The organism is Zhongshania sp. R06B22 (assembly GCF_040892595.1).
In the GTDB taxonomy this organism is placed as follows: Bacteria; Pseudomonadota; Gammaproteobacteria; order Pseudomonadales; family Spongiibacteraceae; genus Spongiibacter; species Spongiibacter arctica.
This window is the reverse complement of the sequence record NZ_JBFRYB010000002.1, coordinates 201,641-222,568: the sequence shown is the minus strand read 5'-3', so window position 1 is coordinate 222,568 and position 20,928 is coordinate 201,641. Positions and strand designations below refer to the sequence as shown.

Sequence of the window (20,928 nt, the reverse complement as noted above, 5' to 3'; positions counted from 1 at the left end):
TCAACACCCTACTCCTGCAGCGCTGCAATATTCCTAAAGTATCCAAGCGCCGCTGGATTCGCCAAGGCGTCGGCGTTCTTAACCGCTCTGCCATGAATAAGCTCGCGAACCGCTAACTCTACCGTTTTGCCGCTGACGGTGCGGGGAATGTCCTTTACCTGAATAATCATGGCCGGTACATGACGTGGAGTGGCGTTGTGGCGAATGGTAGTTTTAATCTCCTTGATAAGAGACTCATTTATGTCTATACCCGGTCTCAAAATGACGAATAAAATCACCCTTACGTCATCTTTCCAACTTTGACCTACCACGACGGAGTCGACAACCGCATCAATCTTCTCAAGCTGACGATATATTTCCGCAGTGCCTATCCGCACACCGCCTGGATTTAATACCGCATCACTGCGGCCGTGGATGATCACCCCACCGTGTTCGCTAATCTCTGCGTAGTCACTGTGTGCCCAGACACCAGGAAATTGCGCAAAGTAGGCTTTGTAAAACTTGCCGCCATCTTCGTCATTCCAGAATCCGATGGGACAGCAGGGAAAGGGACTAGTACAGACTAACTCGCCTTTCTGCATATAAACCGCGTCACGCTCTTCATCCCATATTTCAACAGCCATACCCAGACCAAGACATTGAATCTCTCCACTGTAGACCGGCAGCACCGGATTACCCAAAACAAAACATGAAATAATATCGGTACCACCGCTAATCGAAGACAGGCAGACATCCGTTTTAATATCGCGGTAGACGTAGCGAAAGCTTTCGTCGCTGAGGGGCGATCCGGTAGACAGTATGGCTTTTAAACTTGCCAAGTGGTGACTACTGCGGGGAGTTATGCCGAACTTCTGCAGCGCGGCGATATAGCGTGCACTCACTCCAAATATGCTGATTTCTTCGCGGTCGATGGCGTCTAGCAATAAGGTATTGTTTCCCGCAAGTGGCGAGCCGTCATAAAGCACGACGGTGCACTCGCTGGCCAAGCCAGATACCAACCAGTTCCACATCATCCAGCCGCAGGTGGTGTAATAGAACAACACATCTTCAGGCTTAATGTCGGCGTGAAAACGATGCTCTTTAAGATGTTGCAACAGGGTACCGCCGGCGCAATGAACAATGCATTTGGGCACACCGGTCGTGCCCGATGAAAACATAATATACAACGGGTGATCGAAGGGCAGCTGCGTAAACTCTAGCTCGCGTGGCGGCGCACTGCGCAGGAAGTCTGGGTAGGGCTGGCAGTGTGAAATGCCACTTACGTCAGGTGTGGCAGATATCAGTGGCACCACCACAACTTTCTTTAACTCGGGTATCTGCGCGGAGATAGCTTGTAAGACAGGGAGAGAATTAATGGTTTTACCATTGTAATAATAGCCGTCAGCGCAGAATAAAACCTTGGGTTTAATTTGCGAAAAGCGATCAAGTACGCCCTGCAAACCAAAGTCTGGCGAGCACGACGACCAGATAGCACCGATACTACTGGTGGCCAACATGGCAACTACCGCCTCGGGAATGTTCGGCATGATTGCCGCAACGCGGTCACCTTGCCGCACACCGTGGGCATGCAGAGCCGCGGCTAGATACTCTACTTGCTGATAAAGCTCTGCGTAGCTTAGGGTGCGCCGCTCGCCATTTTCTAGTAAAGAGACAATGGCAATTTTATCATCGCGGCGGCGGAGCAGGTTTTCTGCAAAATTAAGCCTAGCGCCAGCGAACCATTTCGCGTCGGCGAATTTTTCGCCTACTGCCAGCACTTCACCGCTGGGAACACTGCTGCGGATATCGCAAAAATCCCAAACTTGGCGCCAGAACTTTGCTGGCTCTGCAACGCTCCATTGGTGCAATTCAGTGTAGCTATTGAATGTCTGCTCATAGCTTTTTTCCAACACGGTTTGAAACGCTGTAATATTAGCGCTGGTGACGCGATCTACCGAGGGTGTCCACAATAGTTTACTCATAAGGCCTACCCTTCTTATATTTTATAATAATGACGACAGCCAAGCGAAATGCAGAGCCAGGCATTAGCGACGGCCGGATCGATTAACCAGATCCAGATTCTAAGAGTCGTTTGCGCGCTTAGTAGTGAGAACGCTCTAGCGAAGGCTTTGCAGACCAAGCTTTACCCTATTGGCAAACAAAACCCCTATGCTGTCGACAACCGTTCGTGCGACGCGCTGGCATCTCATTTCTACGCTGACAATCAGCCCAACTTAGCGAGGAAGTCATCTATCGCATGAAGCGCACTGGCTTCGCTGAGCAGCGGAGCATGGCCGCAGTTCGCTATTTCAAGAAACTGGATATCCGGTTTTAGTTCACACATTCTACTGACGCAATGCGGACTTAAAATATCGGATAGCTCGCCACGCAAGAGCAGCATCGGGGTGTTGCTCAATAAGGTGAATAAGGGCCAGAGATCCGGTGCCGGCTGATCACTGGGCTGGATCAACAGCTGCGCAATAGCCGGGTCATAGGCCAAGACCGGCTGGCCGCCACTGTTTTCTCGGTATAGGTTTTTACTAAAATTAATCCAGTCTTGGTCGCTAAACTCTGGGTACTCTTGACCTTGAATTAACTTGGTTTTGGCCACGGCATCCGCCCAGTTACTCACCGAGCTGGGCTTGCTGACATAGGCTTTAATACGGTCTATGCCTGTTTGATCTGCCTCTGGGCCGATGTCATTCATAATTACAGCGCTGATGCGCTCTAAGGCAGTGGCCGCCAACACCATTGATACCAGCCCACCCAGAGACGTACCAATGATAATGGCCGATGGCAGTGCCAGGTCATCGAGCAAAGAAATAATATCTGCCGCGTAGCTACCGGGGTGATAGTTTTCGGGCTGAGGGTCGTAATCAGAACTTCCTCGTCCACGCAGATCAACAGCAAATATCCGGTAGCCATCCGCTAGGTGTTCACATAAGGGGGCGAAGTCGGCAGAATTTCGGGTTAGCCCAGGAATACAGATAATGGTGCGGTCGGCGCTTTCATTGCCGTATTGTCGTGCATAAAGGCGCAAACCATCGCTGCTTTGGTACCAGTAGTCGCTATAGTTTTGCATTGGCTATGGCTCAGTCAAGTGCGGCGAACGCTTCGGGTTTGTGGAGTGAGGAGCCTTGATGGCTAAGCACCAAGGCTCACTACTTTGCTTAGGAGTAATGCATATTAAAAGCGGGAATATTAAAATGCATAGGCCAAGCTCGCAGTCCACGTTCTTGGTGGGCCGTAGAAAGCCAGCTCGCCAGAACCTAGGTTGTAGCCGCCGGTTTTATACTCTTTGTCCTCAATATTTTTCACAAAGAGACTAACAGTCCAGTGCTCGTCAGCAGAATACCAGTTGGCGCTTGCGTCCAATAAAGTATAAGACTGATCTTGGTCGCAGCTACACACTACATTGTTAAAGTTTCTAGAAGAGTCGCGGTAAGAGGCGGCGGTGTTCAACATCAAGCTGCCTGCGTCACCCAGATCCCGTTCATAATTAACCCCCACTTGGCCGGTCCAGTCTGGCGCATTGAGCATTTCCCAGCTGTCAGAGACATCTACGCCCCCTGATAGCACCTTAGTGAGCTCAGCATTCATATGACCAATAGACAGCGAGGTGCTGACACCGCTGGTGACTTGCAGCAAGGCTTCCAGCTCGGCACCTTGAATTTCAGCCGTGCCGGCGTTGACCACGTCTGAGGAGAAGAAAACCGGCGCCGGTTGAGCCGTTTGCACGGTCAGCTGCATATCGGTGTAATTCATATCAAAAATGGTGAAGTTGAGGCGCAGACGATCATTCAACAACTGGGATTTTATACCCGCCTCGATAGTTTCAACAATTTCAGGATCATAGCCTTGAGCGACATTGGGGTTGGTAGCAGCATTGCCGCGCATATCAAAGCCACCAGACTTAAAGCCTTCGGCATAACTGATATACAACATAATGTCGTCGTTCATCTGCCAATCAAGTTTGACCGAGGGGCTGAGCTCGCTCCAGTCATTGCTCGCTTCTCTATCACTTATATCGGTAGCGACAGCCAGCAAGGTGTCGTTACTTGGATCACCAAACGTAAATCCTGTGCCCTGATTTTGCGTATAGGGGAAGGAGTTAGTGGTGTTGTAAGAGAAACGCTGAATATTGGAATTTTTATCATCCTTAGTTAGCCGCAAACCACCGGTAAGCGTTAAGTTATCGAGAAGCTCGTAACTGGCATTAACGTATGCGGAGGTGCTTTCGGTGTCGACATCACCACCGATGGCCAAGTCGAAATGCTCGCCATCCATATAGGGAGTGCCGCCCAAGCCATTCAACACCACGTCAAATGCACCCGCTGAGTTACCGGTAAAATAGTACAGGCCGGCAACAACTGCGAGACGATCTATGGTGTAGTTAAGCTGCAATTCATGGGATTTTTGATCATCGGCATATTTTGCGGGGACATCAAAGGCGTCCAGCGGTGTGCCATCAAAATCTATAAATTGCTGCGTTTCCCCTTCACGCTTGGCAAAAATATATTTCAGTGTCGTGGTTTCGCTAAGATCATATTGCACGGTAAGCGAGAAGCCACTGTTTTCTACATTCGAAACGTGGCTAGTGCCGCAAGCGCCATCAAAGGGGTTGTTTGATATCACAAAGGGCTGGCCATTCGAGGGATTAGTCAGAGCTGTCGGGCTTGACTGTGAGCCACAGGGCTGATTGGAATCATCGTCAGTGCTGTCAGCAGCAAGACGAATAAATAGCCGATCGCCAGGACTGTACTCGGCGCTAATCCGTGCAACTAACACATCCTTATTGTAATTCTCTTCGCTACTATTAAAAGTAGCGTTATTGATGTTATAGCCGGTGTCTACCTTGCCGTAACCATCGCGTTCCATTCTAGCGATTGCACCACCGATATATAGCTCATTTTCGATCACCGGAAATTGCCCGGCGATGTTTAGATCTTGCTGACCATAGGCACCGGCTGCTACGGTAATTTTGGCCTCGGCTTCGCCGGTCATTTTACGGGTGATATATTTAATGGCGCCGCCCACGGTGTTTTTTCCATACAGGGTACCCTGAGGACCGCGCAAAACTTCGATGCGCTCAACGTCGAACACATCCATAACCGCCGCCTGCGGACGGGCGTAGTAAACATCATCGACATAAACGCCAACACCAGGCTCAAAACCCCATAGCGGATCTTGCTGGCCGACACCGCGGATATATGCAGTAAGGGTAGAGTTGGTAGCACGACTGGCGCGGAACTGGGTGTTGGGTACGCTTTTCTCTAGCTCGGTAATACTGGTAATGCCCTTATTTTCCAGCTCGGCTGCATTAAACGAGGTGATAGAGACCGGCACCTCTTGGAGATTTTGTTCACGTTTTTGGGCGGTAACCAGTACCTCCTCCAAAACCACTGCAGCACCTTGCTGGGACCACGCGAGATTATGACCCAATGCAGAAACGCTACTTATTGCAATTAGCATGGCGAGTCGTTTTTTATCGGTTGTTATATTTATCATAAGGCACCTTGTATTAAGTTTTTAAATTTAGCTATCAGTGCTGAGTCACTTCTTTTAAATTCAACATTTGTTGAAGTTGGATTTGAGATTATTCAACACATGTTGAAAAGTCAAGACCCTTCAAGTGAAATTATTTTTTAGAATTAAAATATCTCAGCACTACCATTCCTAGTAGGGTGTATACGCAGGAGCCAATAATGGCGTAACTGGCAGAAACTGCAGGGTTGGCAACACCGCCAAACAAATTGAGATAAAAGTGACCCAACAGAGCAATAAACGAGGCACTGGCAATCAGCGCCAGTGGCAGCGGCTTGCGGATTAACACCCCGAATAGCATCGGCACCAAGGACGCGGCGGCCAAACCATACACCCCTTTCTGTGCGAACAAGCCAATCAGTGGCGGCGGATTCCAGGCCAATAACAGACCGATAAGACCCACTCCAATCAAGGTCCAACGCGACCAAGCGAGACCGTTATTTTTGGTTTTACTTAAGGGTGTCACAATATCATTGACCACCATCGCCGATAGCGACACTAAAATACCGTCCAAGGTGCTCATTCCTGCCGCTAGCAAAGTGATAAACACAAACGTCAGTGTTAGCTCGCCAAGAGCGCTTCCGCTGAACTCATGCAGCAAGTACTCTCTTACCACCGTATCTTGAACGGGAATATCTAAACCGGCGAGACGGGCGTAAAAACCGACCATCAGAATGAGGGTGAAGAAGGTGCCTACTACCACGGTAGTAGCAATAAATTTACCGATATCTGCCTCGTTACGCAGATACAGTACCTTGGTTAAAATATGAGGCTGGAGCATTAGGGCGAAGGTGACGATAAAGCCGCCACCAAACACTGAGAAGAAGTCGTAGTATAGATTGCTATCGGGATTAAAAACGGCGCCATAACCAGGGCTAATATCGTTTAAGGACTGCAATATATCGCCATCGAAATAATGAAAACCCTGCACAAACAGCAACAAGGTCACAATCAGCATCATAATACCTTGCAGGGTATTGGTATAAGCGTGGGCATAGGTGCCTCCCATTAAGACATAGGAAAACACAAACACCAGTATGACAATTAGGGCGGTTTTTTGCTCTATAGGAAAGATACCCGTCATCAATAAACTGCAGCCTACCAAGATTAAGACCACAAAACTGATCGACAATAGATTGATAAACGCAAAGAAAAGACTGAAGCCACGATGGTGGTAGCGGTGATAAATCCATTGCGGAATGGTCAGGGCTTTACTTTCTTCACCCAGTCTTAAGAAGCCGCGCGACAAGATTAAAAATGCGCTTAGAATGCCCGCCGAACCGGCGATCCCATAATGGACATAGGCCGAAAGGCCATGTACATAGACAAAACCGGGATTGATAACAAAGGTGGCGGTAGACGCGATAGAGGCCGCAAGGGTAATCCCGATAAGATAGGGGCTCATATCTTTATTGCCGATAGCGAAGCCACTGATGTCTTTGGTACGACGCATACCGATCCAAGACAGCCAATAAACTAGAATGACATAAGCCCCAGTGAGCATATATTTAAAGATTTCTGCCGATGTCATGTACTATCTGCCTTGTATTTTAATTATTGATAAGCCACTATATTCAACGCTTGTTGAAAAAACAAGCGCGTTTTAAAGCTAACTTATCTGCCTCCTAGCGAAAGCTTGCTTCTATGCTATTTCCGGGGATGGCAGAATTAAGTGTTAATAGATTTTAGGGTATGACAATGAATAAGAAAGAAAATGGGCTAAAAAGTGAGCGTATTCTGGATGTTGCAGAAGAGCTATTTGCCTTACATGGTTTTGACGGCGTAACAATGCGCCAGATCTCAACTGGCGCCAACGTCGATGTAGCGCTAGCCAGCTATCATTTCGGCAAGAAACTAGATTTATTTTACGCCGTGTTTAATCGTCGCGCAGAGTTACTCGGCAATACCCGTCGCGAAGTACTGCGCAATAGCGTGCAAGATCCCAGCGGTGAACCGCAGACCCTGGAGCAAATTATAGAAGCGTTTTTGCTGCCCTTAAAATTCGCGCAAGAAAGCGGCGACCCTGGTTGGAAAAATTATATGGCGCTATTGGCATATGTCATGACGTCGCCGGTGTGGAGTAAAACCCTTATGGAAAATAATTTCGATAAACACGTAAGTGAATTTATCAAGGCGCTGAAATTAATTTTCCCCAAAGCCAAAGTAGAAGACCTGCACTGGTGTTACCACTACGTGTCAGGGGCGCTCGCCTTAACACTGGCACAAACCGGGCGAATAGATAGGCTGTCGGGTGGAAAATGCCAATCTTCAGATTTTGAAACAGCGTATCAGCGCATGATTCCATTCATGTCCGCTGGCTTTAGGGCAGTTTGCGAAAAATAGAATCTAAAACCAATAACTAAAGGTGTGAGTAATGCGAAGTAAAACTGCGCTAGTCACTGGCGCCGCCAGCGGCATCGGTCTGGCTATTGGTAATAATTTAGCTCAGCAAGGCTACACCGTATGGTTTAGTGATACTCAACTAGAGAAGGTGGAGCACGCCGCTGAAAATTTGCGCGAGCAAGGCTTAAAGGCTCACGCCATTCAGCTTAATGTTAGCAGCGAAATCGATATCGCCAATGCCCTAGCAAGCCTAGAGGATGCTGGCGGTTATGCTGACATTCTAATTAACAATGCCGGTATTCAGCACGTTGCTCGCCTTGAGGATTTTCCGGTGGATCGCTGGAAATTACTCACCGAAGTTTTACTTATCGGACCGGCGATGCTCACTCGCGCTTTGCTACCGCTTATGCGTCGCCACAATTTTGGCCGCATAATTAATATTGGCTCAATCCACTCCTTGGTGGCATCCCCACATAAAAGTGCCTATGTCGCCGCCAAACACGGCTTGCTAGGTTTTTCCAAGGTAGTGGCACTGGAAACCGCAGATCAGAATATAACCATAAATACCCTCTGCCCCTCCTACGTTAAAACGCCACTAGTAGAAGAGCAGATCGCCAGCCAAGCAAAAGTCCACGGCATTTCAGAAGAAGACGTCATCAACAAAATCATGCTGGAACCCATGCCAAAAAGGAGTTTTATCGAAATGGATGAGCTGAGCGGCGCCGTGAATTACTTAATTAGTGATGCTGCCAGGAATATGACGGGACAGGAAATGGTGTTGGATGGCGGCTGGACGATTAAATAATCTGCACTAATAATGCTACCCCACATAGTATCGCCGCCTCAATATTCGGGCCAAGGCTGTCAATTCAAATAAGATGAAGTCATGACTACACCCTTTTAGAATAAGCACCACCTACAATTAGAAACGCTGACGAGATTGCCAGTGAAATAGTAACCCAGGGCTAGCTCATCACCAGATTTCCATAAAAATAAAATTCCAAATACATATATCCACAAGACACAGCATTTAGGTCTAACAACTTAAATTAGTCGAAAATCAAGCGGCCTCTGTAAATAGTGGTAATGGAGAAAATACACGGCTTCAGGAACGTCGATATCGCAAGTAAACCAAGAAAACCTGTCCGTCCGTGGAAATAAAGCGTATAGTTCGTCGTTCGACTTTCCTGGTGTCGAGCTTGCGAGCTACTCGCACCTCTCCTCCTGACTGCGATTGCATTTATTTCTATATAAATTGCATCGATTCATAGCACCTGCAGTTTTCGCTTTTCCACGCTTTATGCGAACACCCAGACTTTTAGTGTAACTCTGCTTACTTAGCAGTGAAATACTGCGCGATATTATCCTGCGCGAAGTAAGTGCTTCCTTAATTTATCGGTATTTTTCAGGAGCGCCATGACGATCAGCAACGAAGAAGCTCAGTATCGACCAACGATTATTTCTTTTGTAAAAGATCTACCTAATCTGTGTTCACTTGCGGGCCTAGCTTGCACCATATTAGCTATCTATTTCAGTATTACTGGTGTTTATTACGCTGCCATGATTGGCATGATCTGGGCAGTCGCCTTTGACTGGGCAGACGGTCTAGTCGCAAGAAGAATGAAAGGCCGCACTGGTAGCGACCGCATGTTTGGCGCTCAACTCGACGTCGTCATAGACATTGTGAGCTACGGCGTGACGCCTGCCATTTTGGTGCTTAGTTACGGCGTTTTCAATCCAATATTTTTACCCATCGCATTCATCATGCTCGCTGCTAGCGCGATACGCTTAAGCTACTTCAGCACCTTTGGGCTATCTGACGAATCAAAATACACCGGTCTGGCGCTAGACAACAATAGCATCGCACTGGTTTCAATATTTCTATTAGAAAGTGTTCTACCCGTTGGGACATTCTCAGTTGTTCTCTATTCCAGCGCACTTATCCTGGCCGCGCTTAATGTATCGCAAATAAAAACCCCAAAACTTTCCGGCACACCACGAAACGTCGTATTCCTCGGTTTTTACACGCTTAGCATAAGCGGAATTTATGCCTGCAAGCTTTTGTAGTCAAACTGAGAAACACCAGCACAGCCGATATGACCGGCTCTTTATTCATCTTTTCGAGGAACTAAATAGCGCATGATTGTATATACCGTAGGTACGTTTGATTTGTTGCATGTAGGTCACCTTGCTTTACTGCAGTACTGTAAATCACTAGGGGGCTCTCTCGCCGTAGGTGTTGCTTCAGATCGTGTGGTAAATTCTTACAAACCCAATGTACCTGTGATTCCTCTAGAGCAACGCATGGAAATGCTAAAAGCCTTAAGTTGCGTAGATATTGTGATCGCCTACGATGAACTAGAGTATGTGTCTGGCTGTAAAGAAGTGAATGCTGATATTTTTGTTATTGGCGAAGACTGGGGCAATAAACCCCACAATCTCGCAGTAGAATCGTATTTGAAATCAGCAGGCAAGCAGATCAAACAAGTAAGTTATAATCCGCGCACATCATCAACCACGATAAAGAAAAACGTTGTGGAACAAACTTACAACATCAGAAATTTTAAAATGGCCGTTGCCTAGGCCAACTGTGAAGCCGGCTAGCTTGCCGATATTAATATGCGCGCTGCCAAAATAAAAATAACAAGAAGAAGTCCAGCGATGCTGCAAAACCGCGCTTCTACTTGAAGCGCGACTCGCGAACTTGCACGAGGCTCCGCGACACAGCTATTCAATACCACAAAGTCCACCTTAAGTAGCCTTGAAACCAGCATGAATGAATGGCTTGCTATTAATGCACTGCAATTCTTAGTAATCTCGAAAGTGCCATGATGGTATCAGCCCCGAAGCCAAAAGTTCGAATAAACATCTTTATCATCGACCCTTATAAGAATTTCATCTTTGCGAAAAACGCCGAGACTATGAAATCGGTCAGTGCTAGCGTTAATATCTGACCTTGTAGCGGGACTGTGTGACTATGCCTTTATGTATACCGCCTTGTGTTGCTCATTAAGACGCATATCCGCGGCCCGCAGCGCTAATAATGAGCATGGATATTAGCGCAAAGAGAATATATTGTAGCCTCAACTATAATTCTTAGCATGCGCCCTTAGATGTGCATTTAAGAAAGGTGGCGCCTTGTCACGCTAGCCTGCTTTACTTATTGGGTCTACGACAACACCCCATTCCACACACGTGATGACCATGGCTTGGTAACATCTCGGCGCTATAATCAAGACTTAGTATTGTCACTGCATATAAGCATTAAAATGACGGACACATTACTATGCAACAGCTAGATGGACTGGATGCTTTTTTTGCCCTTAACGAACGCCAACATGCGCCAATGCATATCGGCGCCTTGCTGATATACAAACCCAGCACCAGCAAGCACAAGCTTTTTTTACAGCAGGAAATACGCCAAAGTTTTAAGCAGCGGCTGTCTGCCTCGCCTATTTTTAGACGCCGTCTGTTCACCGTTGCCTACGGCTTAGACAACCCCTATTGGATTGAAGATCAGCACTTCGATCTAGATCAGCATATCTTTAGTCACTCGATTAAAGACCACCGAGGAGATTTGCCCGGCTTGCTCGCAACCCTGCATGCGCTACCCATGGATATGAACCGGCCACTCTGGGAAGTCCACGTGATTCATGGCCTAGGCAGCTTAAAGTCCTATGATAAAGGCACATTTGGCTTATATATAAAAGTCCATCACGCAGCGATGGACGGCGTATCTGGCACTGAAATATTGGCGGCGATACACAGTTTAGAAGCGCATACCTTTTCACCACACGAGGCCCGTACAACAATCGACCGCTGGCGAGCGGAGGTACCACCCAAGCAATGGCAGCTTGCCCGCCAAGCCTGCATCAACAACCTCCGCAAGCCGCTAAACCTAGCGTGGCAGGCACGTAAACTTATTCCTTCTTTTAGACAGGCGACAAATGCAGCCCGCAGTGATCACAGTCCCACTATCAGCTGGCAAAGATCCCCATTCAATTGCCGCGTTAATGCTGAGCGCAATATTTTAATGCTGCGTTTTGATTTTTTCCGGCTGCGTCAAATTCGCCGCCACTACCCACAGACCACCGTGAATCATGTTATTCTCAGTATTGTCGGCGGCGCTTTACGGCGCTACCTGATTGCCCTAGATCGTCTGCCGGACAATCCCTTGGCATCAATGATTCCAGTCAATATACGCAGTCACGACGGCAATGCAGCCGGTAATGCTATCAGCATGATGATCGCCACTCTGCGCACCGACATCGAATGCCCACTTCAACGCCTGCAGGCAGTGCGCAACGCGGCCAATAGTGCCAAAGGTTTTTCTAATACCATTGGTCGCAGCGCTATCACCTCGCTGGTACGTGAAATACCCAATGGTCTGGGGTCGATTACGTTGCGAGCCCTCTCTGCACTGGCCTACTGGCCCGGCGGCCTGGCAATGCCAGCCTGCACCATCGTCAGCAATGTACCCGGTCCACCAGTGCCGCTATATTTTAATGATGCCAAACTGGTCGACATGCTCGGCCTTGGGCTGATTGTCGATCACTTAGGCTTGTTTCACGTTGCCACCAGCTATAACGGTGTGATGACTTTATCAGTGCTGAGTAGCCCCAGCGCACTCGAAGACCCAGACTTGTATCGGCGCTGCCTGGAGGAATCATACGCAGCGCTGGATGAGGCGGTTGCACGCGAGTCGGAACGCAATGAGTAACATCCAGCGACCGGCTTTAGTCGTTTAATTTTTGCTAAAGCGGCATTAAATGCTATCAAAACTAAATTTGCCCTTGAAATAAGCGAGCAAAACCCCATTTTTGGTGTCACAGGAACGGACAACGACACTCGCTCGGCAAGGGAACCACCCCAATGACGGAAAAACAATCGATTGGCCAGTTACGTAACTGGCTGACTTCGCAAATTATTGGTCAGCAAAGTCTGGTAGATCGCCTTCTTATTGCGCTGCTGGCAGACGGACACTTACTGGTCGAAGGTGCGCCCGGCTTGGCAAAAACCAAGGCCATTAAAACTCTCTCTGACGGCATTGATGCCAGTTTTCAGCGTATTCAGTTCACCCCCGACTTGCTCCCCGGCGATGTGACCGGCAGTGATATTTACCGCCCCGAAACCGGCGCGTTTGAATTTCAGCCTGGGCCAATCTTCCACAATCTAGTATTGGCCGATGAAATCAACCGAGCTCCCGCGAAAGTGCAGTCCGCTTTATTAGAGGCCATGGCCGAACGCCAAGTCAGCGTAGGTAGCAATACCCTGCCCCTACCGCCCCTGTTCTTGGTCATGGCAACGCAAAACCCATTAGAGCAAGAGGGCACCTATCCACTGCCGGAAGCCCAGCTCGACCGCTTTTTAATGCACGTCAATGTCGCCTATCCCAATGCGGCGGCAGAATTAGAGATTCTTCGCCGGGTGCGCGCCGAAGCTCGAGGCGAAATTGATACCCCCGCGCCACTAAGCCAAGAAGTCCTATTCACCGCCCGCAATCAGATATTAGATTTGCACATGGCAGAGTCGGTTGAGGAATATATGGTGCAACTTGTCGTTGCTAGCCGCGACCCCAAAGCCTTAGATGCCGAACTCGCCAATTGGATAGAAGTGGGAGCCAGCCCCCGCGCAACCATCGCCCTGGATCGCTGTGCTCGCGCCCACGCTTGGCTCAATGATCGCGACTATGTCAGCCCCGATGACGTTCAAGCCGTTGCCCACGATGTATTGCGCCACCGCCTGATACTAAGCTTTGAAGCTGAGGCCGATGGTATTCGCAAAGATTATATTATCGACCGCCTATTACAGGTGGTGCCGGTGGCATGAGCAGTCCGCTGCGCAGCGACGTTAGTGCGCCGGTGAAAGGTGCGGTGGTCGATCAGCAAGATCTGATCCAAACTCGCTTTGTAGCCACAAAACTAAAAGCAAGACCGCGCCGTCGCCATTTTGCGAAACAAGGCGGCAACCACGCCTCGCCTTTTAAGGGCCGCGGCTTAGCCTTCCACCACGTGCGCGAATACCAAGGTGGTGACGAAATTCGTCATATCGATTGGCGGGTGACCGCTCGTACCGCCAAAGCCCACACCAAAATTTTCGAAGAAGAAAAAGAACGCCCCGTTGTATTGTGCCTAGATCAACGAGCCAGTATGTTTTTTGGCAGTCGCCACTGTTTTAAGTCGGTGCTGGCCTGCCACGCCGCCGCCACTCTTGCCTGGGCAGGACTGGAGAATAATGACCGAGTCGGCGGCCTAGTCTTTACCGATGAAAATCATCGCGAAGTGAGACCTAAGCGCAGCCATCGCGCGGTGCTGAATTTTATTCACACGGCTTCCACCTACAACCAAGAGCTGAGCCAAATCACTCAGGCATCAGAGATAGGCAGCGCCCAAAGTCTGGCAAACGCATTCGAAGAGTTGCGGCGCATTACCCGTCCCGGCTCAACCGTTTATGTCTTAAGTGATTTTTCTGGCTACGAAAAAGAAGCGGAACGCCAGCTCCATTTAATAGCCCGCCACAACGATGTGATCGCCATCTCAATCAGCGACCCAATGGAAGAAAGTCTGCCAGCCAACGGCAACTATCCGGTGAGTAACGGCCGCGAACGACTGCAAATGAGCTTAACGAATGCCCTGCGCGAACAATTCCTAAATCGCCATCAGCAAAATCGCCAGCACTTGCAAGCGAGCTTAAAACGGGGTGGTATTCATCATATTGCACTGTCCACCAACGCCGGATTCTTTCAGTTACTGCAACGCGGAATGGGGCAGGCATGAATAGTAATAGCCAAGTGCCAATGATGCCTGCATCGGGACAAAATTCGCCGCTAGATCAGCTGGCCGACATTCATTTGCCGCCAGCTATTGCGGCCTTCCCCTGGGCGCCCGGCTGGTGGCTACTACTCGGTTTGTTGCTTATTGTTATGCTAGCGGGCTTTTTATGGCTGCGGCAGCGTCGTCGCAAACACGCCTTTCGGCGAGCTGCACTAACCGAATTAAGCGAACTCGTGGCCATTGAAAAAGACGCCGAATTTGCCCAACAGCTAAATCAATTATTGCGGCGCGTCTCGCTGCACAGTTTTTCTAACGACAATATAGCCGGTCTCAGCGGCGATAAATGGACTAATTTCTTATACCAAAGTTGCGGCGATAAGCCCGCGTTTAGCGACGGCATCTTAGAAACATTGTTCGCAACAGCCTACCAGCCTGCCGCCACCCCCTTAGCTCGCGACGTGCTCATTGCCCAAAGCAAGACGTGGATACGCCGTCACCGGAGCAGTCATGTTTGAGTTTCAATGGCCACTACTATTTTTACTCGCGCCCCTGCCAATGCTGGTGCGCTGGCTTTCAAAACCGCAAAGCCAAGACACCGCTGCGGCGCTGCGGGTCCCTTTCTTTACACAGCTGCGCAGCCTAGGAGCCGAACACAGCGGCCCGATTCGCAGCGGCAGTTATATCAACCTTATTCTGCTAAGCCTAGTTTGGCTGGCACTGCTTGCGGGTGCGGCCCGACCCACGTGGATTGGCGAACCCGTCGCCATGCCCACCACAGGCCGGGATTTAATGCTGGCAGTGGATATTTCTGGCTCAATGAAGCAGGAAGACATGGTCATTAAAGATCAGAATTTACCGCGTATTGCCGTGGTAAAAGCAGTGGTAAACGAATTTGTTCGTCAGCGCCGAGGCGATAAATTAGGCCTCATTCTGTTCGGCTCCAACCCCTATATTCAATCGCCACTGTCATTTGATCTAGACACCCTAGGCACCTTAATGAATGAGGCCCAAGTGGGTTTTGCCGGCAATCAAACCGCCATTGGCGATGCCATCGGGTTTGCCATAAAGCGCCTGCGCCAAAGACCAGAAAACAGCCGCGTTTTAATCTTGCTAACCGACGGTGCGGACACCGCCAGCAACTTGAAGCCATTAAAAGCAGCCGAACTTGCCGCCGCCGAAAAAATTAAAATTTACACTATTGGTGTTGGCGCCACCGAAATGAAAATCCCCGGCATGTTCGGTAGTAGTTTTGGCGCGCGCACGGTTAACCCATCAGCAGATCTCGACGAAGACACCCTGCAAACCATCGCCAATAAAACCGGTGGCGAGTATTTTCGCGCGCGCAATCCTGCCGAGTTACAAGCTGCCTACGACGCCATTGCGGCTTTAGAGCCCGTAGAACAAGAACAGGAAATGCTACGCCCAGAAAAATCACTGCTGCACTGGCCGCTACTCCTAGCTGGCGCGCTAATGCTGCTATTGGCACTAAGTCGCAACTGGCCCTTCGCTGGCGGCGGTAAATCAAACGAGGCGTCAACATGAATTTTGCTGGCCTCGAATTACATTGGATTCGCCCTGAGCTGCTGTGGACTGCCATCCCGCTGGTCATTTGCGCCCTGCTGCTCGCCCGTCAGCATTTTCAGCAGCGCAGCTGGCAGAAACATATCGACCCAAGCTTGCTACCGTATTTATTGGACGGCAAACCCAGCGGCAAACCACGGCGATCTGCGCTGATCTTGCTGCTCGCAGCGATACTAGCGTGGCTGGCACTGCTGGGTCCCGCATGGGAGAAAGTCCCTTCGCCACTACACAAAAATACCGAGGGCTTGGTGGTGGTGCTAGATTTATCACCGTCTATGCTCGCCGAAGATATTCAACCCTCACGCATGCGTCAGGCGCGGTTTAAATTACGAGATATTCTGCATCTGCGCCGCGACGGTCAAACCGGCTTAGTGGTATTTGCCGGCGACGCCTTTATCGTCGCGCCGCTCACCGATGATGTGAATACCCTATTAACGCTCATCCCTGGTCTCAACCCCAGCATGATGCCAATGACAGGTAGCAATCCCTTGGCCGGCATTAGCCTGGCCAAAGACTTACTGGATCGCAGCGGTGGCAATGGCAGTATTTTGCTCATCAGCGACGGCGTTAACCCCCAGCAACTTAGCGGCATAAGGGACTTTATCAGCGACAGCGACTACCCCCTTTCGGTACTCGCGGTAGGGACGTCCGACGGCGCGCCCATCCCCTTGCCTGGCGGCGGCTTTGCGCGAGACAATAATGGCAATATTATTGTTCCAGCGCTCACCGTAGATGAGCTGCAAACCCTTGCCGCTGCCGGCGGCGGTGTATACCGAGAGCTGAGCCTGGACGATAGCGATATAAACGCGCTGTCTGTCGACACCATCTCAAGCGTGAATGACAAAGAGTCGGAATCACGCGCTGAGCGCAATTACGACCAATGGAAAGACGCCGGACCGTGGCTGGTGTTACTACTGCTCCCATTCGCCCTGCTAGGTTTTCGAAAAAGCTGGTTAGCGGGTCTGGTACCACTGCTACTGCCTGCTCTGCTTGTCACACTACCTAGCAAGGCCAACGCCTTTGAGTTTAAAGATCTTTGGCAAACACCAGATCAACAAGCTGCCGCACTGCTAGACTCAGACCCTCAAGCTGCGGCTGACAAGTTTGAAGACCCGATGTGGAAAGCCAGCGCACAATATCGCGCTGGTGACTTCGCCACTGCGGCAGAGAGTTACGCTCAATTTGATACCGCCGACGCCCACTATAATCGCGGCAACGCACTGGCCAAAGCAGGTAAACTTGACGATGCCATCGCCGCCTACCAGTCCGCACTGGAGATAGATCCTTCCCTAAGTGATGCAAAAAGTAATAAAAAAATCATTGAAGATATGAAGGAAAATAAAAACCAAGAGCAATCTCAAGACGGACAGTCCCAAGACAATAAACAAGATTCGCAAGGCGACAAAAATCAGGATCAGCAGAATCAAAATTCTAAAAATTCCGACTCTGGCGAGCAATCGCAAAGCTCTGAAGATCAGCAACCGTCATCACCGCAAGACGACTCACAAGACAAATCACAAAGCCAAGACCCCGCAGACTCTGAGCGGGAGTCAGACGCTCCTGCGAGTGATAAGCAACAGAGTGACGAACAGCAGGGTCAATCTGAACAAAACGACACTGAGCAAGATCAGAGTGAACAAGATAATAACGAACAACAAAACGAGCAGTCGCAAGCCGAACGCGAGGCAGCTGAGCAGCGCGATGCAAAATTAGCGGAAGATTATGCTCGCCAAGCCGCAGAGCAAAACGATGCAGTCCAAAAAGCGCTGGCCGCTAAGCAAGCTGAAGGGGCCGAGGATAAGCCAGCTGACCAAGCGGCTGCGGCTATTGCCAGCGACGAACCACTTAGTGAAGAAGAGCAAGCCCGAGAACAGTGGCTGCGCAATATTCCCGACAACCCAGGAAACCTGCTGCGCAATAAATTCCGCTACCAACATTTGGATCGCCAGCAGCGCGGTGAACAACAAGGTAACAACGACGACTATGCACCCTATTAATCTGAGCGCACATCGCATACGTCCCAGGAACGCTATTATGCTAAACAAAACTCATAGTGTATTCACACACTACACCACAATATTGGCTATATTGGCTTTATTACTTTGCCAGATAAGCACCGCCCACGCTGACACCAATGTTCGCGCCAGCGTTGACCGAAATCAGGTTTCAAGCGAAGAGACCTTTAGCTTGTCGCTGACCGCAGACAGTATTTTGTTTTCCGGCGAACCCGACGTGACCGCGCTGGAAAAAGACTTCCATATTATTAATCGTCAACAAAGTAGTCGCACCAATATCATCAACGGCAAAGTGAACAGCAGCCGCCAATGGGATTACACCCTAGTTGCTAAGCGTGAAGGCACACTCACTATTCCCGCTCTGCCGATGGGTAAATACACTACCCGCCCCATAACCATTACCGTAAGCGAAGCTACCGACGCACGGCAAGCTGGCAACGAAAGCATTTATTTAGAATCCGATATCACCCCGCGCGATGCCTATGTGCAACAAGAGCTGCAGTACACGGTAAAAATATTTACCTCCGTGAATATTCTCGATGCCTCCTTGGAGGCCCCCGAGGTTGACAATGCAGTTATCGAAGCCCGCGGCGAAGATCGCTATCAAACCCTGATTAACGGTCGCTATTTTCAAGTCATTGAGCGGCGCTACGCTATCTACCCGCAAATCAGTGGCACACTCACTATTCCAGCACTTACCCTGCAAGCCCGCGTTGAAGGCTATCGCCCTTCCATGCTCGACCCCGGCAGATTAGTGGTGAAACGCAGTGGTTCGCATCGCGTAAAAGTGTCTCCACCCCCGGCAGAATTTACCGGCTCGGTATGGCTACCCGCCAGAGAAATAGCGCTGGAAGAGGCCTGGAGTAAAAACCAGGACACCCTTAAAGTCGGCGATTCCATAACACGTACAATCAACATCAAAGCCGACGGTCTTTTGGGTTCGCAACTCCCCACACTGCCGAGCATTGATTTAAAGAATGCCAAGCTCTACCCAGATCAAGCCAAGATTGAAAAAGGCGAAGACAAATCAAAGTGGACAGGTATTCGCAGTGAATCTCTGGCGATTATCCCCACCCGCGCTGGCGAGTTTGTGCTCCCTGAAGTGCGTATTGCATGGTGGAATACCGACAGCAACAGAGCCGAGTTCGCCGTCCTTGCCGAACGCAAGTTTATCGTTGCTCCCGCCATTGCCAGTGGTGAAAATAGTGATGGCAGCCAGACTATCACTATGGATTTGCCTTCAGAGAATGGGACTGCGAATTTAGATAACAACACCCTTAGTGATATTGCGCCACCAGCCAGCAAGCCGCTTATTTGGCTAGTTATTGCGGCATTACTACTCAGCAATATTGGTTTTGCATTTGCGTGGTGGCGCGGCCGACAGCGCCCTCCTATGGCGATAGCGTCATCAGAAGACAGTAATAATAGTGAGAGCAAGGCGTTTAAACTATTGGAAAAAAGCATCAAAGCGGAGATCGATCACCGCCAATTACGCAATGCCTTGATACATTGGGGAGAATGCTATTTTAAGCGCACAATGACCCTGAATGCCTTGGGCGAAGCGATACCTAAGATCAGCGACTTCTGCCAACAACTAGATGCGCATTTATTCTCTGGTCAGGACATCAGCATCGACGCCAATGCCATACTCGCCACACTCAAGGAAGAACGCAAAGCTGCCAGGACCAAGCAAGACCCACAGGCCGCACTAGCGCCCTTATACCAGCGCTAATCGGCGCAAGCAGCCAGCGCTAGCCCGGTGAACTCGGTGCTGGAAGCTGTTTGTGCCTAACAACTAAGACTCCGCCCATCACCACAAAGGCGATACCCGTCAGAGTTAGCATATCCGGGATATGATCCCAAATTAACCAGTCCAGCAGACCACTAAATACCACCCCAAAATAACTAATCGGTGCTAGCACCGCCGCCGAGACATAGCGATACGCCATGGTATACATGACAAAACTCAGATAGATCGCCACGCCCATATATAGCAAACCGGGCCAGGCCGAGATGGGAATGGGCTGATAGTGCCAAAGGAAGAACGGTAGGCTAACAAGAAGGGAAATACTAAAGTAATAAAATAAAATTCTATTCTGCGGTTCGTGTTGCGCCAGAGCACGGGTACTAACCATAGACACGGCCAAACCGAGGCCAGACAGCAAAGCCAGCAAATGCCATAAACTTAGACCGGCAAAGCCCGGCTTAAGCACCAGTATCACGCCCAGAAATCCAACCACCAGCGGCGGCCAGGTTTCCTTGCGAACACCTTGGCTATACCAAAGATAGATTACCAGAGGCACCATCAAAGGCGCCGAAGAACGCAATAATGTTGCTTCGACTAGGGATATTTTATTAAGGGCGAGATAGAACAAATAAAAACACGCGCAGCCGCTGAGCCCTCTGATGAGATGCAGGCCGGGACGCAACGTAGCTAAACCTGAGCGACCCGCGCGCAACACCATGGGCAGGGCGAACAGAAAACTAATACCATACTGCACCAACACAATGGCAGAGACGTGGACTTCCTGAGAAGTATGCTTACCTACGGCGGCAACCGTACTGGAAAAAAACACAGTCACCAAAGACAGCGCCAATCCGGTCAGTAATTGCTTTTTTTCAAGAGTTAAAGGCAAAACAAGGTCTCTTATCATGATTAAACGTCGAGCTACCGCGATCGTAGCTAGAGCGCC

The 20,928-nt window shown here is 49.7% G+C and carries 16 protein-coding genes; 11 read left to right on the top strand and 5 right to left on the bottom strand.

From position 1 onward, the window contains the following. Positions 1-8: 8 nt before the first annotated feature. From AB4875_RS16850 to AB4875_RS16835, 4 genes are all read right to left on the bottom strand, one after another. On the bottom strand, positions 9-1,961 hold the full coding sequence (locus tag AB4875_RS16850) for an acetoacetate--CoA ligase (protein ID WP_368377280.1): 1,953 nt from the start codon (positions 1,959-1,961) through the stop codon (positions 9-11). Between the two features lie 242 nt (positions 1,962-2,203). Next, positions 2,204-3,061 carry an alpha/beta fold hydrolase gene (locus AB4875_RS16845; RefSeq protein WP_368377279.1) on the bottom strand — a complete coding sequence of 286 codons (858 nt, stop codon included), beginning with the start codon at positions 3,059-3,061 and terminating at the stop codon, positions 2,204-2,206. Between the two features lie 119 nt (positions 3,062-3,180). Continuing rightward, entirely contained in the window at positions 3,181-5,487 is a 2,307-nt protein-coding gene (locus tag AB4875_RS16840; protein WP_368377278.1) for a TonB-dependent receptor, read from the bottom strand. 130 nt (positions 5,488-5,617) lie between these two features. Next, entirely contained in the window at positions 5,618-7,054 is a 1,437-nt protein-coding gene (locus AB4875_RS16835) for a sodium:solute symporter family transporter (protein WP_368377277.1), read from the bottom strand. Between the two features lie 167 nt (positions 7,055-7,221). On the opposite strand from AB4875_RS16835, the gene AB4875_RS16830 reads away from it, so the two are divergent. From AB4875_RS16830 to AB4875_RS16780, 11 genes are all read left to right on the top strand, one after another. Beyond that, positions 7,222-7,866: a TetR/AcrR family transcriptional regulator gene (locus tag AB4875_RS16830; RefSeq protein ID WP_368377276.1), complete on the top strand. Its 645-nt coding sequence runs from the start codon at positions 7,222-7,224 to the stop codon at positions 7,864-7,866. Positions 7,867-7,897: 31 nt separating this feature from the next. Then, positions 7,898-8,671, top strand: a complete 774-nt coding sequence (locus AB4875_RS16825) for a 3-hydroxybutyrate dehydrogenase (RefSeq protein ID WP_368377275.1) — start codon at positions 7,898-7,900, stop codon at positions 8,669-8,671. A 611-nt stretch (positions 8,672-9,282) separates the two neighbouring features. Then, entirely contained in the window at positions 9,283-9,933 is a 651-nt protein-coding gene (locus tag AB4875_RS16820; RefSeq protein ID WP_368377274.1) for a CDP-alcohol phosphatidyltransferase family protein, read from the top strand. 72 nt (positions 9,934-10,005) lie between these two features. After that, a complete protein-coding gene (locus tag AB4875_RS16815) occupies positions 10,006-10,449 on the top strand; it encodes an FAD synthase family protein (RefSeq protein WP_368377273.1) in 444 nt (147 codons plus the stop codon). A 703-nt stretch (positions 10,450-11,152) separates the two neighbouring features. Then, positions 11,153-12,586, top strand: a complete 1,434-nt coding sequence (locus AB4875_RS16810) for a wax ester/triacylglycerol synthase family O-acyltransferase (RefSeq protein WP_368377272.1) — start codon at positions 11,153-11,155, stop codon at positions 12,584-12,586. Between the two features lie 152 nt (positions 12,587-12,738). Next, a complete protein-coding gene (locus AB4875_RS16805) occupies positions 12,739-13,695 on the top strand; it encodes an AAA family ATPase (RefSeq protein ID WP_368377271.1) in 957 nt (318 codons plus the stop codon). Then, positions 13,692-14,642 carry a DUF58 domain-containing protein gene (locus AB4875_RS16800; protein ID WP_368377270.1) on the top strand — a complete coding sequence of 317 codons (951 nt, stop codon included), beginning with the start codon at positions 13,692-13,694 and terminating at the stop codon, positions 14,640-14,642. Before AB4875_RS16805 ends, AB4875_RS16800 begins: the two co-directional genes overlap by 4 nt. Further along, positions 14,639-15,154 carry a DUF4381 domain-containing protein gene (locus AB4875_RS16795; RefSeq protein ID WP_368377269.1) on the top strand — a complete coding sequence of 172 codons (516 nt, stop codon included), beginning with the start codon at positions 14,639-14,641 and terminating at the stop codon, positions 15,152-15,154. The genes AB4875_RS16800 and AB4875_RS16795 overlap by 4 nt, the downstream gene beginning before the upstream one ends. Further along, positions 15,147-16,181 carry a VWA domain-containing protein gene (locus AB4875_RS16790; protein WP_368377268.1) on the top strand — a complete coding sequence of 345 codons (1,035 nt, stop codon included), beginning with the start codon at positions 15,147-15,149 and terminating at the stop codon, positions 16,179-16,181. The genes AB4875_RS16795 and AB4875_RS16790 overlap by 8 nt, the downstream gene beginning before the upstream one ends. After that, entirely contained in the window at positions 16,178-18,217 is a 2,040-nt protein-coding gene (locus AB4875_RS16785; RefSeq protein WP_368377267.1) for a VWA domain-containing protein, read from the top strand. Before AB4875_RS16790 ends, AB4875_RS16785 begins: the two co-directional genes overlap by 4 nt. Positions 18,218-18,254: 37 nt before the next feature. Continuing rightward, the gene (locus tag AB4875_RS16780) at positions 18,255-19,967 is read left to right on the top strand and encodes a BatD family protein (RefSeq protein WP_368377266.1); all 1,713 of its coding nucleotides are present in this window, start codon (positions 18,255-18,257) and stop codon (positions 19,965-19,967) included. 19 nt (positions 19,968-19,986) lie between these two features. Here AB4875_RS16780 and AB4875_RS16775 read toward each other — a convergent pair whose 3' ends face one another. Beyond that, positions 19,987-20,871 (bottom strand): DMT family transporter, encoded by an 885-nt coding sequence (locus tag AB4875_RS16775; protein WP_368377265.1) that lies wholly within the window; start codon positions 20,869-20,871, stop codon positions 19,987-19,989. Positions 20,872-20,928 lie beyond the last annotated feature (57 nt).

Coding starts and splice junctions, on each gene's coding strand:
- AB4875_RS16850 (WP_368377280.1), bottom strand. CDS start 1,961: ATGAGTAAACTATTGTGGACACCCTCGGTAGATCGCGTCACCAGCGCT.
- AB4875_RS16845 (WP_368377279.1), bottom strand. CDS start 3,061: ATGCAAAACTATAGCGACTACTGGTACCAAAGCAGCGATGGTTTGCGC.
- AB4875_RS16840 (WP_368377278.1), bottom strand. CDS start 5,487: ATGATAAATATAACAACCGATAAAAAACGACTCGCCATGCTAATTGCA.
- AB4875_RS16835 (WP_368377277.1), bottom strand. CDS start 7,054: ATGACATCGGCAGAAATCTTTAAATATATGCTCACTGGGGCTTATGTC.
- AB4875_RS16830 (WP_368377276.1), top strand. CDS start 7,222: ATGAATAAGAAAGAAAATGGGCTAAAAAGTGAGCGTATTCTGGATGTT.
- AB4875_RS16825 (WP_368377275.1), top strand. CDS start 7,898: ATGCGAAGTAAAACTGCGCTAGTCACTGGCGCCGCCAGCGGCATCGGT.
- AB4875_RS16820 (WP_368377274.1), top strand. CDS start 9,283: ATGACGATCAGCAACGAAGAAGCTCAGTATCGACCAACGATTATTTCT.
- AB4875_RS16815 (WP_368377273.1), top strand. CDS start 10,006: ATGATTGTATATACCGTAGGTACGTTTGATTTGTTGCATGTAGGTCAC.
- AB4875_RS16810 (WP_368377272.1), top strand. CDS start 11,153: ATGCAACAGCTAGATGGACTGGATGCTTTTTTTGCCCTTAACGAACGC.
- AB4875_RS16805 (WP_368377271.1), top strand. CDS start 12,739: ATGACGGAAAAACAATCGATTGGCCAGTTACGTAACTGGCTGACTTCG.
- AB4875_RS16800 (WP_368377270.1), top strand. CDS start 13,692: ATGAGCAGTCCGCTGCGCAGCGACGTTAGTGCGCCGGTGAAAGGTGCG.
- AB4875_RS16795 (WP_368377269.1), top strand. CDS start 14,639: ATGAATAGTAATAGCCAAGTGCCAATGATGCCTGCATCGGGACAAAAT.
- AB4875_RS16790 (WP_368377268.1), top strand. CDS start 15,147: ATGTTTGAGTTTCAATGGCCACTACTATTTTTACTCGCGCCCCTGCCA.
- AB4875_RS16785 (WP_368377267.1), top strand. CDS start 16,178: ATGAATTTTGCTGGCCTCGAATTACATTGGATTCGCCCTGAGCTGCTG.
- AB4875_RS16780 (WP_368377266.1), top strand. CDS start 18,255: ATGCTAAACAAAACTCATAGTGTATTCACACACTACACCACAATATTG.